General features: G+C 65.5%; 9 protein-coding genes. 8 read left to right on the top strand and 1 reads right to left on the bottom strand.

The features are described 5' to 3' along the window. The first annotated feature begins 100 nt into the window (after positions 1 to 100). Together ABZ824_RS31290 and ctaD are read left to right on the top strand one after the other, a co-directional pair. Positions 101 to 1894, top strand: a complete 1794-nt coding sequence (locus tag ABZ824_RS31290) for a thiamine pyrophosphate-requiring protein (protein ID WP_356967437.1) — start codon at positions 101 to 103, stop codon at positions 1892 to 1894. A 28-nt stretch (positions 1895 to 1922) separates the two neighbouring features. Further along, the gene (gene ctaD, locus ABZ824_RS31285; protein WP_356967435.1) at positions 1923 to 3620 is read left to right on the top strand and encodes a cytochrome c oxidase subunit I; all 1698 of its coding nucleotides are present in this window, start codon (positions 1923 to 1925) and stop codon (positions 3618 to 3620) included. A gap of 20 nt (positions 3621 to 3640) precedes the next feature. Here ctaD and ABZ824_RS31280 read toward each other — a convergent pair whose 3' ends face one another. Further along, the gene (locus ABZ824_RS31280) at positions 3641 to 5077 is read right to left on the bottom strand and encodes a short-chain fatty acyl-CoA regulator family protein (protein WP_356967433.1); all 1437 of its coding nucleotides are present in this window, start codon (positions 5075 to 5077) and stop codon (positions 3641 to 3643) included. Between the two features lie 153 nt (positions 5078 to 5230). On the opposite strand from ABZ824_RS31280, the gene prpD reads away from it, so the two are divergent. From prpD to ABZ824_RS31250, 6 genes are all read left to right on the top strand, one after another. Beyond that, positions 5231 to 6733 carry a 2-methylcitrate dehydratase PrpD gene (gene prpD, locus ABZ824_RS31275; RefSeq protein WP_356967431.1) on the top strand — a complete coding sequence of 501 codons (1503 nt, stop codon included), beginning with the start codon at positions 5231 to 5233 and terminating at the stop codon, positions 6731 to 6733. Continuing rightward, positions 6733 to 7647 carry a methylisocitrate lyase gene (gene prpB, locus ABZ824_RS31270; RefSeq protein ID WP_356967429.1) on the top strand — a complete coding sequence of 305 codons (915 nt, stop codon included), beginning with the start codon at positions 6733 to 6735 and terminating at the stop codon, positions 7645 to 7647. The genes prpD and prpB overlap by 1 nt, the downstream gene beginning before the upstream one ends. Further along, complete coding sequence (locus ABZ824_RS31265) at positions 7644 to 8750, top strand: bifunctional 2-methylcitrate synthase/citrate synthase (RefSeq protein WP_356967428.1); 1107 nt, start codon at positions 7644 to 7646, stop codon at positions 8748 to 8750. Before prpB ends, ABZ824_RS31265 begins: the two co-directional genes overlap by 4 nt. Positions 8751 to 9169: 419 nt before the next feature. Beyond that, positions 9170 to 9898 carry a DUF6069 family protein gene (locus ABZ824_RS31260; protein ID WP_356967426.1) on the top strand — a complete coding sequence of 243 codons (729 nt, stop codon included), beginning with the start codon at positions 9170 to 9172 and terminating at the stop codon, positions 9896 to 9898. Between the two features lie 607 nt (positions 9899 to 10505). After that, on the top strand, positions 10506 to 11417 hold the full coding sequence (locus ABZ824_RS31255; protein WP_356967424.1) for a cutinase family protein: 912 nt from the start codon (positions 10506 to 10508) through the stop codon (positions 11415 to 11417). 318 nt (positions 11418 to 11735) lie between these two features. Next, positions 11736 to 13448, top strand: a complete 1713-nt coding sequence (locus ABZ824_RS31250; RefSeq protein WP_356967422.1) for an acyl-CoA dehydrogenase family protein — start codon at positions 11736 to 11738, stop codon at positions 13446 to 13448. Positions 13449 to 13657 lie beyond the last annotated feature (209 nt).

Here is a 13657-nt window from a genome sequence, read left to right as displayed (position 1 = left end):
CGGATACCCGTCCGGTCGCCGCGTATGCCTCGGGTTGAGGGCTGCAGGCCGGGGTAATCGGCCCCGGAGACGACACCTCGAAGGCGGACAGGAGAACGACATGGCTGACCAGGTCGCCGACTATGTCTTGCGACGACTGCGTGACTGGGGCGTGCAGCAGGTGTTCGGCTATCCGGGCGACGGCATCAACGGCTTGATCGCCGCGTTCGGGCGGGCCGACAACAAACCCGCCTTCATTCAGGCGCGCCACGAGGAGATGGCCGCCTTCCAGGCGGTGGGCTACGCGAAGTTCAGCGGCGAGGTCGGCGTCTGCACTGCCACGTCGGGTCCGGGAGCGATCCATCTGCTCAACGGCCTCTACGACGCGAAACTCGATCACGTGCCGGTCGTGGCGATCGTCGGGCAGACCGCGCGCAGCGCGATGGGCGGCAGCTATCAGCAGGAAGTCGATCTGCAGAGCCTGTTCAAGGATGTCGCCTCGGACTACTTGGTCGAGGTGAACGTTCCCGATCAATTGCCCAACGCGCTCGACCGCGCGTTCCGTATCGCGTCCACCCGCCGGGCCCCCACGGCGCTGATCATCCCCTCCGATCTGCAGGAGGAGCGCTATCAGCCGCCCGAGCACGCGTTCAAGCAAGTGCCATCCAGCCCGCCCTCGGCACTGCATGCCACGGTCACCGCGGATCGCGCAGGCATAGAACGAGCCGCCGAGATCATCGACGCCGGGTCGCGGGTGGCGATCCTCGTCGGGCAAGGCGCCCGGGACGCCGCCGAGCAGGTGATGGAGCTGGCCGAGATCACCGGAGCCGGGGTGGCCAAAGCCCTGCTCGGCAAGGACGTGCTTTCGGACGACCTGCCGTACGTGACCGGATCCATCGGGCTCCTGGGTACCCGGCCCAGCTATGAACTGATGCGCGACTGCGACACCCTGTTGATCATCGGATCGAATTTCCCTTATTCGCAGTTCCTTCCGGACTTCGGTCAGGCGCGTGCGGTGCAGATCGACATCGACGGCGCCATGATCGGCATGCGATACCCCACCGAGGTCAACCTCGTCGGTGACGCGAAACGAACACTCACCGAACTGCTTCCGCTGCTGAGCCGCAAGTCCGATCGCAGCTGGCGGACGACGATCGAATCCAACGTGCGGCGCTGGTGGGACACGATCGAACGCCAGTCGCTGCTGGACGCGAAGCCGGTCAATCCCATGCGGGTGGTGTGGGAACTGTCGCGGTACATCCCGGAGGACGCCATCGTGACCGCGGACTCCGGGTCGTCCACCAACTGGTATGCCCGCTGTCTGCGGTTCCGCGGGCAGATGCGGGGTTCGTTGTCGGGGACGCTGGCGACCATGGGGCCCGGTGTGCCGTACGCGATCGGCGCGAAGTTCGCCCACCCGGACCGGCCGGTGGTCGCTCTCGTCGGTGACGGTGCGATGCAGATGAACGGCGCGGGCGAATTGCTGACCATCAGCCGTTACCACGAGCAGTGGCGCGATCCACGGCTGGTGGTGTGCGTGTTCCACAACAACGACCTGAACCAGGTCACGTGGGAGCTGCGCTCGATGGGGGGCGCGCCGAAATTCGAGGAATCGCAGTCGCTGCCGGAGGTCTCCTACGCCGAACTCGCCCGCACGTACGGCCTGGGCGCCATCGCCGTGGACGACCCGAACGACCTCGCGCCCGCCTGGGAAGCGGCGCTGTCGGCCGAGCGGCCCACGGTGCTCGACGTCCGCTGCGATCCGGAGGTACCGCCGATCCCACCGCACGCCACCTGGGACCAGATGAAATCCACCGCCGAAGCGGTGCTGCGGGGCGACCCCGACGCATGGCATCTCGTGGCACAAGGCGCGAAAGTCAAGGCCCAGGAATTCGTCCCCGGCCACCGCGGGTGATCTCGCCGGTAGCAGGTGAGGAGTATCGATGACTCAGGTGTCGTATCCACTCGCACCGCAGGTCGCACCGACCAGGCCGTTTCCGGCGCGGACGGCTCCGAAGGGCTCGGTGTTGTGGCGGCTGGTCACCACGACGGACCCGAAGGTGCTCGGCATCATGTATCTCGTCGCCGCGACCGCCTTCTTCTTGCTCGGCGGTCTGATGGCGCTGCTCATGCGCGCGGAACTGGCACGGCCGGGCCTGCAGTTCCTCTCACCCGAGCAGTACAACCAGCTGTTCACCATCCACGGCACCGTCATGCTCCTGCTGTATGCGACTCCGACGGTGTTCGGATTCGCCAACGCGGTCCTTCCGCTGCAACTCGGAGCACCCGACGTGGCATTTCCACGGTTGAATGCCTTGAGCTTCTGGCTGTTCCTCTTCGGCGGGACGATGGTGGTCTCCGGATTCGTGACACCCGGCGGCGCGGCTGATTTCGGATGGACCGCGTATACGCCACTGAGCGACATCATCCACGCGCCCGGCCCCGGAGCCGATCTGTGGATCATGGGCTTGGTCGTATCCGGTTTGGGCACCATTCTCGGCGCGGTGAACATGATCACCACCATCGTCTGCCTGCGCGCGCCCGGCATGACGATGTTCCGCATGTCCATGTTCGGGTGGAACATCCTGGTGACCAGCGTGCTGGTGTTGCTCGCGTTCCCGATTCTCACCGCCGCCTTGATGGCGCTGGCCTACGACCGGCATCTCGGCGGGCACATCTACGACGCCGCCACCGGTGGCGTCCTGCTCTGGCAGCATCTGTTCTGGTTCTTCGGGCACCCCGAGGTCTACATCGTGGCACTGCCGTTCTTCGGGATCATCAGCGAGATCCTCCCCGTGTTCAGCCGCAAACCCCTGTTCGGCTATGGACCTCTGGTGTACGCCACCATCTCGATCGGAGTGCTGTCGGCAGCGGTATGGGCGCATCACATGTTCGCGACCGGGGCGGTGCTGATGCCCTTCTTCTCGATGATGACCTTCCTGATCGCGGTGCCGACCGGGGTGAAATTCTTCAACTGGATCGGCACCATGTGGAAGGGGAACCTGACTTTCGAGACCCCGATGCTGTTCGCCGTCGGCTTCATCGTCACTTTCTTGTTCGGCGGACTGTCCGGCGTCATCCTCGCCAGCCCGCCATTGGACTGGCAGATTCACGACACCTATTTCGTCGTAGCCCACTTCCACTACGTGTTGTTCGGCACGATCGTTTTCGCCACTTTCGGCGGAATCTACTTCTGGTTCCCCAAGATGACCGGGCGCTACATGGACGAACGCCTGGGCAGGCTGCATTTCTGGACGACATTCGTCGGCTTTCACACGACCTTCCTGGTTCAGCACTGGCTGGGTGCCGAAGGTATGCCCCGCCGGTACGCCGACTATCTGCCGACCGACGGGTTCACCGCGCTGAACGCCATCTCGACCATCGGATCGTTCATTCTGGGCGTCTCGATGGTCACGTTCGTATGGAATGCGTTCCGCAGCTACCGCTACGGCGAGGTCGTCACCGTGGACGACGCCTGGGGCGCGGGAAATTCACTCGAATGGGCCACGACCTGCCCGCCTCCCCGGCACAACTTCTACGAACTCCCCCGTATCAGATCCGAACGCCCGGCCTTCGAACTCCACTACCCACACATGCGAGAACGGATGCGCGCGGAATCGTACGTCGGCTGGGGCTCGTAGGTGGCACGAAGCCGGTGTGATCATCGCGGTTCGCCGCGATGGTCGGCCGGGGTGTAGGGGATGTTGGCGGCGCGGTTCTCATCGACCCGGATCGCGCGCCCTAGTTGAGGGAAGGCGCGCTGGGCGCAGTCGGGGCGTTCGCAGATCTTGCAGCCCGCGCCGATGGGAACCGCGGAGGTGTCGTCGTGGATGGGCAGGCCGTGGGAGTAGACGAGCTTGTCGGCGTAGGCGAGGTCGCATCCCAGACCGATCGCGAAATCTCTTCTGGGAGAGAGGTATCCGGGGGTGCTCTCGTCGGTGGTTCGGGCCAGCCAGAGGTATTTGCGTCCGTCGGGCATCTCCGCGATCTGGGTACGGATCCGACCGGGCGCGGTGAAGGCCTCGTGGACGACCCACAGCGGGCAGCTGCCGCCGACCCGGGAGAAATGGAACGCGGTCGCGGATTGGCGTTTGGAGATGTTGCCCGCGCGGTCGGTGCGTACGAAGAAGAACGGGACTCCGCGTCGTCCGGGGCGTTGCAGTGTGGACAGGCGGTGGCAGACGGTCTCGAAGCCGACCTCGAACATCGCCGACAGCAGATCGATGTCGTAGCGCAGCTCTTCGGCGGCGTCCCGGAACCGGGTGTAGGGCAGGATCAGCGCCCCGGCGAAGTAGTTCGCCAACCCGACCCGCAGGAGCCCGCGCGATTCGTCAGCCATCGACTCCACCCTCGCGGTCAACGCATCGATGGTCGCGGTCTGGGTGAGAAAAGCCAGCTGCGTGGCGAGCTGAAAGGCCCGCTGACCGGCGGAGAGCCTGCGGGCGAGCGTGATACGGCCCGCTTCGGGGTCGTAGACGCGCTTGGGGCCGGGGCGGTGTGGGTCGTCGGATCTGATCGCGACCGTGATGCCGTGCCGCTCGCGCAGGAGTTTGCTCAGTTGCAGGTCGAGGCCGCCGATGCCCAGACCGTGGTCGGCGAAGAGTCGTTCGGCGGCCTGGTCGAGTTCGGGGATGTGGTTGCGGTGGTCGTAAAAGAAGTCGCGCACGTCCTCGTACGGCATGGCACGACCGGGGTCGGCCGTAGGGCTTTCGATGCCCGCGGAGAATCGTTCGAGTTGTTCGGTCGCGCCACGCAGACGTCGGTGCAGGCTCACCAGGACGCGGGCGGCGGCGGGCACCCGGGAGACCAGGTCGTCGAGTTCGGCGGTGGACACCGTCGCGCCGTCGGGATCCTCGGCGAAGACGTCGTGCAGGTCGGCAAGCAGTCGCGCGTCGGTGTCGGCGGCGAAGAACCCCATGTCCAGATCGAAGGTGGAATTCAGGCGTAGCAGCACCGGCACCGTCAGGGGCCGCTGATCGTTCTCCAGCTGGTTGACGTAGCTGACCGACAGCGCGAGCGCCTTCGCCAGGCCCGATTGCGACAAGCCGCGTTGCTCGCGCAGTGCGCGCAGCCGCCCGCCCGCATACATCTTCTGCATGCTCGCGAATGTAGCACCACGAGATTTCGCAATTTCCACAAATTTGCTGATTGCGGTACGCAAAATTCGGCATTTGTAACGGATTTCCCGCGTGCATAGGCGTGTGTAGTGTGCGAAAAGAACCCGGAAATTGATGATCTGGAGGCTTTCGTCGTGAAAAACCACCTCGTCCGCACGCGTCGCTCCGCTGAGCACTTCCCCCGCGAGGAGCACCTCGCGTGGCGGATCGCCGAGGTTGCCGCGGACCCGGTGGGGGTCGCTCCGGAGACCGAGGAGATGATCGTCAACCGGATCATCGACAACGCGGCGGTCGCGGCGGCGTCGGTGACGCGTCGTCCGGTGGCCAACGCGCGCGCCCAGGCGCTGGCGCACCCGTACCAGCCGGGCGCGACCGTCTTCGGCGTCGACGGCCGATGCTCGCCGGAGTGGGCGGCCTGGGCCAACGGCGTGGCCGTGCGCGAACTGGACTTCCACGACACGTTCTTGGCCGCGGAGTACTCCCACCCCGGCGACAACATCCCGTCGATCCTGGCGGTAGCCCAGCATGCCGGACGCGGCGGGCGGGATCTGATCCGCGGGTTGGCGACCGGATACGAGATCCAGGTGGACCTGGTGCGGGCGATCTGCCTGTACGAGCACAAGATCGACCACGTCGCCCACCTCGGCCCGTCCGCCGCCGCCGGTATCGGCACGCTGCTCGGCCTGGACCCCGAGACCATCTATCAGGCCATCGGTCAGGCACTGCACACCACCACCGCCACCCGGCAATCGCGCAAGGGAGAAATCTCCAGTTGGAAGGCCTACGCACCCGCTTTCGCCGGGAAGATGGCGGTGGAAGCGGTCGATCGTGCCCTGCGCGGTGAAAGCGCGCCGTCGCCGATCTGGGAAGGGGAGGACGGCGTCATCGCCTGGCTGCTGGGCGGCCCCGACAAGGAGTATTCGGTGCCGCTGCCCGGCCCGGGTGAACCCAAGCGCGGCATCCTCGACACCTACACCAAGGAGCATTCCGCCGAATACCAGAGCCAGGCGCCGATCGACCTGGCGCGCCGGTTGCGTGAGCGGATCGGCGACCTGGACCGGATCGCCTCGATCGTGCTGTACACCAGCCACCACACGCACGTGGTGATCGGCACCGGATCGGGCGATCCGCAGAAGTTCGACCCGACGGCGTCCCGCGAAACCCTCGATCACTCCGTCATGTACATCTTCGCCGTCGCCCTGCAGGACGGCACCTGGCACCACGAGCGCTCCTACGCCCCCGAACGTGCGAAGCGGCCCGACACCGTCGAGTTGTGGCGCAAGATCTCCACCGCCGAGGACCCGGAGTGGACCCGGCGCTATCACTCGACCGACCCGAACGAGAAGGCGTTCGGCGCCCGTGCCGAGGTCACGCTGAAGAGCGGCGAGGTGATCGTCGACGAACTCGCGGTCGCCGACGCGCACCCGCTCGGCGCGCGGCCGTTCACCCGCGACCAGTACATCGCCAAGTTCCGGACGCTGGCCGAGGGACTGATCGACGCGGGCGAGCAGGACCGCTTCCTCGACGTGGCCCAGCGCACCCCGCGGCTGTCCGCCGAGGAACTGGGTCAGTTGAACTTCACCGTCTCCGACGAGGTACTCGCGCGGGCGCCGAAATTGCCGAAGGGACTGTTCTGATGACCGGTCTGCTGGCCGCGGCCACGCCGGCCGCCGACAAACGCGCCGCGTTCCGTGCGGGGCTGGCCTCCGGAACGATCCAGCGTTTCCCGGGTGCGTTCAATCCGCTGGTAGCCAAGCTGGTTCAAGAAATCGGCTTCGAAGGCGTGTATGTCTCCGGCGCGGTGGTCTCGGCCGATCTGGCGCTGCCGGATATCGGGCTCACCACCTCGACCGAGGTGGCGGAGCGCGGTCGGCAGATCGCGCGCGTGACCGATCTGCCGGTGCTCATCGATGCCGACACCGGCTTCGGCGAGCCGATGAGCGCCGCGCGCACGGTCTCGATGCTGGAAGACGCCGGAATCGCGGGCTGCCATCTCGAGGATCAGGTGAATCCGAAACGGTGCGGTCACCTCGACGGCAAGGCTGTGGTGCCGGTCGAGGAGATGGTGCGCAGGCTCCGGGCCGCGGTGTCCGCCCGGCGGGATCCGAATTTCGTGCTCTGCGCGCGCACCGACGCCGCCGGGATCGAAGGCATCGACGCCGCGATCGATCGGGCCGGGGCCTATGCCGAAGCGGGCGCGGACCTGATTTTCACCGAGGCGTTGCGCACCGTCGCGGATTTCGAGAAGTTCCGGGCCGCGATGCCGATTCCATTGCTGGCGAATATGACCGAGTTCGGTAAGTCCGAACTCATCCCGGCGGCGACACTGGAGCGGATCGGCTACAACGCGGTGATCTACCCGGTGTCCACCCTGCGGTTGGCGATGTTCGCGGCCGAAGCCGGGTTGCAGGAGATCTTCGAGCAGGGCACGCAATCGGGCTTGCTCGATCGAATGCAGCCCCGCTCTCGCCTGTACGAGCTTCTCCAGTACGAGCGATACAACGAATTCGATTCCGACATCTTCGATTTCACTCTGGGAAGGAACCAGTGACCATAGCCAAAGGCCTGGCTGGCGTCGTCGTCGACACCACGGCCATCTCGAAGGTGGTGCCGGAAACCAACTCTCTGACCTACCGTGGCTACGCCGTACAGGACCTGGCCGCACACTGCGGTTTCGAACAAGTGGCGTATCTGCTCTGGTACGGCGAGTTGCCCTCGGACGCCGAACTGGAGCGGTTCCAGCAGCGAGAACGCGCGTCCCGCCGGGCCGACCGGTCACTGCTGTCGCTGGTGGCCAAGTTGCCCGACACCTGCCACCCGATGGATGTGGTCCGCACCGCCATCAGCTACCTCGGCGCGGAAGACCCGGCCGAAGACGACAATTCGGCGAATGCCAACCGCGCCAAGGCCCTTCGCATGTTCGCGGTGCTGCCGACCATCGTCGCGGCCGACCATCGCCGTCGCCATGGCCTGGACCCGATCGCACCGCATTCCCATCTGGGGTACGCGGAGAACTTCCTGAACATGTGCTTCGGGACCATCCCGTCGCGCGCGTTGGTGGAAGCGTTCGAAGTGTCGTTGATCCTCTACGCCGAGCACAGCTTCAACGCCTCCACCTTCGCCGCCCGCGTCGTCACCTCCACGCAGTCGGACATATACAGCGCCGTAACCGCCGCCATCGGCGCATTGAAAGGGCCCCTGCACGGCGGCGCGAACGAAGCCGTCATGCACGACATGCTGGAGATCGACGACCCCGCGCTGGCCCAGGCATGGTTGCGTAACAAGCTGGCGCGCAAGGAGAAGGTGATGGGCTTCGGCCACCGCGTCTACAAGAACGGTGACTCCCGCGTCCCCACCATGAAGAAAGCCTTCCTGGATATCGCCGCGGCGACCGACGGCCAGAAGTGGGTGCGTATATACGAGGTCCTCGAGCGCACCATGCGCGAGGCCACCGGCATCGAACCGAATCTCGACTTCCCGACCGGCCCCGCCTACTACCTGCTCGGTTTCGATATCGAGGTGTTCACCCCGATCTTCGTGATGAGCCGCATCACCGGCTGGACCGCGCACATCATCGAGCAGGGCGAATCCAACGCGTTGATCCGGCCACTGAGCGAATACGTCGGCGTCCCGCAACGGACGGTCGTCGCCTGAACTTTCCGCACTGCGGATCGTGCTCAGGTGCGATCGGCCGGGAACCGGGAGGAGTTGTCGGCCCAAACTCTCGGTGGCGGGCGGGGCGCTCGGACTCGCCCAGGCCCGTTGCGTATCACCGCGCGGCTCCGCCCGGCGGGGAGTGTTCGCCCGCCCGCGATCCTTCCCCGCTGCGCCGGATGAACGGTTGGTTCCGGGCCGCGGTCGGGGACCATTCCGGGTTCTTTCATCTGGGCGACGGCGATCCTCAGGCCCCGATCGGAGTCCGGCACCTTACTGATCTCCGCCATGGCGGCGCCGACCTGTGTGTGACGACTGCGCGCAACGGGAATTGGATAGGGGGCAGCGGCCCTTGCGGTCCCGCCCTACACTCGACGCACACGCAAGCTCTCCACGGAGGTGATCGGCGGTTGAATCCCATGAATCCGCGCGACCAGCACACCGCACGTTATGAAGCCGGTTATCAGCCGGGCGATTACCGTGATCCCGGGTACGGCCAGGATCGCGGAAACGGCCGGTCCTCCGGGTACGGCCAGGATCGCGGGTACAGCCAGGCCTCGGGATACGGCCAGGATCACGGGTACGGCCAGGATCACGGGTACGGCCAGGATCACGGGTACGCCCAGGATCACGGATACGACCAGGCGTCCGGATACGGCCAGGACCAGGGACAGGGCGCGTATCAGCACTCCGAACGCCCGGAGAGGCAACCTCGGTCGCGGCAGGAGCCGGACGTCAATATCGGCATGTTCGTCGGCGGTGTGATCGCCGCGGCGGTGGTGACCGCGCTCGCGGCGTGGTTGTGCGCCTGGATCATCGAGATCATCGCCACCCGGGTGAGCGAGAGCGGCAAGTTCGGGGTGTGGAACCCGATGGCCCAGGATGCGTACTGGTTCGCCGTGGTGGCATTCATCTGTGCGCTGTTGGGCGGGGTGCTGTGGTATCTGCTGCGCCTGGGCACTCCGTCGCCGGAGTTGTTCTTCGGCTGGATCGTGGGCATTCTGACCGCCGCGGCGGTGATCATTCCTCTGGCACTGTCCAGCGACCTCTGGGTCGGCATCTCCACCGGGATCGAACATTTGGTGATCGGGCTTCCGATCCTCAGCCTCGTGCGCATGGTGGGCGCCAAGAGCATCGTGCCCCGGTGATCGACCCTGCGTAGTGTTCGCCCGCGCGCTGCCGCGAGCCGGATGCCCCCCTCACTCAGGGTGGCCGTGGCGCCGGAGGATTCGACGGGTGTGGGAGCGCGGTTGATCGAGGAGCGTGCACCTTCACTCGCCTTGCCGACCCATCCGTGGGTATGTGACTGCTTATTCGCCCCACCGCCACGATTGGTGGTAACGGTAGTGCCTCTTGTTCGCCGCGCGACGCACGCGGTGCCGCAAGTTGCGCCATTGGGATGCGAGAAAACCGCTGCAGCAGCTGGAATGGACGGCACTCGCACTGGCTGATGTCTCCGGAGGCCGGCGACGGAGACTGGGTTGCGATGAGCCGAGGCGGTACGCTGGACGATCGATATGTTAATGGCTATTCTTATGCTCTGCCCGCGTGTGGACGTCCTTGTGCCCGCACGATCGGTGCTCGGCTCAATGAGGAGTGGCGCAGGTATGGATGGATTCAGGCGGCGCGCGGCGTCGAAACCCGTTGTGCGATCACGATCCGGAGCAACCGGATCTCCGAGGCGTCGAACTCGGCGCGGCCCGAACGGCATGACGGTTCCCCTGCGGCTACCGTGATGAGCGCCTGGGGTATTCGATGCTCGCTCGATGGAAGACGATCGCCGCTGCGTTGGTAGCCGTGGCGGTGACCACCGCTCATCTCGGTGTCGTGTCCGCTTCGGACGGCGCACCGGCCCATTGCCCAGAGTTGTACGTGGTGGCGATTCCCGGAACGTGGGAAACGTCCAACACCGATCCGGGCAAAGGAATGCTCGCGCTGAGCCTGAATGATCTACCCGGGGATGTCCAGGTCGACTATGTCCCCTACGCGGCAACGGCTTTCCCATGGGAAAGCGAAGTGTACGGTCGCTCCAAACAGGAGGCGATCGACAAAGCGCGCGTCCTGGTGTCGGCAGTGGCCCAGCTGTGCGGGGCCACCCGGATCGCGCTGCTCGGCTACAGCCAAGGCGCGGACGCGGCAGGTGATCTCGCGGCCGAAATCGGTACCGGACTGGGCGTGGTGCCGCCACACCGGGTCGTGCTGGTCGGGCTGATCTCCGATCCTCGTCGCTCACCCGGCGACCTTCTGATCGGGCCGCCTGTCCCGGGTGCGGGCGCGATCGGCCCTCGCGCGGGGGGTTTCGGCTGGCTCACCGCGCGGACCTACACCTTCTGCATCGCGGGTGACCTGTATTGCGCGATGCCGGACGGCGACTTCGCCGGACGCATCGCCGGCTTCTTCGTGCAACTGTCGAATCCCGATCCCGGCAACATGGGTGAATACCAGCGGCAGGCAATCGAAATCATCGGTGACGCACTGGCCGCGGGAGGCCTCGGTCTCTTGTCCGATCAGCTCAACGCCTCCGCTTACGAACAGCGGAAGCGGCAGATCGATGAATTCCTGAAGTCCGGCATTCACCAGAGTTATCCCGCGTACGCCATCGGCCCCGATGCGGCCACGCCGTTGACCTGGCTGCGCCAGCGCCTCATCGAGGCGACGAGTTCCTGACCCTCCGTTCGGTAACGAGCACCTCGCCGCTGGAGCTGGTATCCACCGCGCCTGATCCGAGTGCACTTCTGCACCGGTATCCGGGATCCGGTGCGCCGCGACCTGGCCGCGGTCGCGATGGCGTGCGCCTGTGCGGGCCTGTTCTCGGGCCTGGTCGAACGGCACATTGCCCGCGACACGCGACCAGGTCGTCGAACACCTCGCCGAGACGCTGACCGCTTACCGTCGCCTGTACCACCGAGCCCCGTCCGATGATTGACGGCAGCTGCCGTCAGTCATAAAGTGATGGCACTTGCCGTCAGTTCGAAAGGTGTCGTCATGGCCCTCTTCAACCCGAAGACCGAGACGTTCGAGGAGTTCGATCCCGCCACGCGGGCTCGGCTACGGTCGGTGGTCGACTTCTTCGAGCGGAAGGGCAAGCAGGCGCTCACCAGCGACGCGCACCGAGCGGAGTGGTACGAGGACTGGATGCGGTTCCTGGCGGAGAGCCGGATCATCGCCTACATGGCGACCCCGAGGGCGAGTTCGGGCGCGGATCCGGAGAAGCGCTGGGACACCGCGTTCATTTCCCGGTTCAACGAGATCACCGGCTTCTACGGATCGCAGTACTGGTATGCGTGGGGCGTCTCCACGCTCGGCCTTGCCACCATATGGCAGAGCGCCAACGGCAAGGCGCATCTGCGTGCGGCCGAGGAACTCGACCGCGGCGGGATCATCGGGTTCGGGCTGTCGGAAAAGGACCATGGCGCAGACATCTACGCTACCGATATGCTGCTCTCTCCCGATGGCGCAGGGGGTTTCACCGCCACGGGCAGCAAGTACTACATCGGCAACGGCAACGTGGCCAGGATCGTGCCGACCATCGGCAGGCGCACCGACCTGGAGGGTTCCGACGCGTACGTCTGGTTCATCGCCGACAGCCAGCACCCGAACTACCGGCTGGTCAAGAACGTCATCCACGGGCAGAACTTCGTCTCCGCCTACGACCTGGTGGACTATCCCGTCTCGGCCGACGACGTACTCCACGTAGGCCGCAAGGCGTTCGACTCCGCGCTCGCCGCGGTCAACTGCGGCAAGTTCAACATCGGCATGGTCGCGTTGGGGATCGTGGAGCACTGTTTCTACGAGACGATCAACCACGCCGCCGCCAAGGTCCTGTTCGGGCACCCTGTCACGGACTTCCCGCAGGTGCGCCAGATCCTGAGCGACAGCTACGTGCGCATGACCGCCATGCGGCTCTACCACGAACGAGCGATCGACTACATGCGCTGCTCGACCCCCGAGGACCGCCGCTTCGTGATGTTCAACTCCATCGGCAAGATGAAGGTCACTCGCGAGGCCGAGCGCGTGTTCCGTGAACTCTCGGATGTCATCTCCGCCAAGGGATTCGAGAAGGAGTCCTACTTCGCGACGGCACGCGGCACCATCGACTCGATGCCACGGCTGGAGGGCACCGCACACGTCAATATGGCCTTGACGTTGAAATTCATGCCGAACTTCTTGTTCAACCCCGCGGAACTGCCGCCGGTGCCGGTGCGACGGGATCCCGGCGACGACGAGTCGCTGTTCCGGCAACCGGGCGCGGCGGGGTTGGGCGCAGTGCGATTCGCGGATTGGCGGCCGGCGTACGAACGCTATCGGCACCTGCCCAACGTGGCATTGTTCGTCGAGCAAGCCGAGCGCTTCACTCTTTTCCCCGTCCAGGCACCGCCTACCCCGGCCCAACTCGAGGATCTGGACTATCAGCTCGCGGTGGGGGAATTGTTCACGCTGCTGCCTTACGGGCAGCTCATCCTGGAACAAGCCGAGATCAAAGGGGCGTCCGAGGACATTGTGGGCTCGATCTTCGAGATATTCGTGCGCGACTTCTCCTCGTACGCGCTGGGAGTCTTCTCGAAAGCCTCCTCGACCACCGCTCAACAGGATTGGGCACTGAGCGTGCTGCATAAGCCGATCATCGACGTCCAGCGAACCGCGCGCCTGCACGACGAGGTGATGAGCCACACGGGCGTGTTCGAAATGAACCCGTAGCCGGCTGCCCCTCCTCGACGGCGCACGCCGTCGCCGTCGAGGACTGTCGAGATTGCGCAGGAACCTGTTCCTGTACGCTGCTCTGTGAATTTCGAATAACTTTTCGCCGTGCGGGCGATGACCGAGCGCGCGGTTCGCCGGTGGGCAGCTCGCTGAGAATTTGTGGAGGTTGGCGTGGGCGTCGAGGTCAGGACCGAGAGTGTGACCAA

Origin of the sequence: Nocardia sp. NPDC047038 (genome assembly GCF_040644075.1) — a bacterium.
GTDB classification, from domain to species: domain Bacteria; phylum Actinomycetota; class Actinomycetes; order Mycobacteriales; family Mycobacteriaceae; genus Nocardia; species Nocardia sichangensis.
Note: the sequence above shows the minus strand (reverse complement) of the source record. Positions and strands in the feature narration are given on the sequence as shown.

What these genes read in the sequence shown, in the direction of transcription:
- ABZ824_RS31260 (WP_356967426.1), top strand. Translation starts at nt 9,170, where the DNA reads ATGAATCCGCGCGACCAGCACACCGCACGTTATGAAGCCGGTTATCAG.
- ABZ824_RS31250 (WP_356967422.1), top strand. Translation starts at nt 11,736, where the DNA reads ATGGCCCTCTTCAACCCGAAGACCGAGACGTTCGAGGAGTTCGATCCC.
- ctaD (WP_356967435.1), top strand. Translation starts at nt 1,923, where the DNA reads ATGACTCAGGTGTCGTATCCACTCGCACCGCAGGTCGCACCGACCAGG.
- ABZ824_RS31290 (WP_356967437.1), top strand. Translation starts at nt 101, where the DNA reads ATGGCTGACCAGGTCGCCGACTATGTCTTGCGACGACTGCGTGACTGG.
- ABZ824_RS31255 (WP_356967424.1), top strand. Translation starts at nt 10,506, where the DNA reads ATGCTCGCTCGATGGAAGACGATCGCCGCTGCGTTGGTAGCCGTGGCG.
- ABZ824_RS31280 (WP_356967433.1), bottom strand. Translation starts at nt 5,077, where the DNA reads ATGCAGAAGATGTATGCGGGCGGGCGGCTGCGCGCACTGCGCGAGCAA.
- prpB (WP_356967429.1), top strand. Translation starts at nt 6,733, where the DNA reads ATGACCGGTCTGCTGGCCGCGGCCACGCCGGCCGCCGACAAACGCGCC.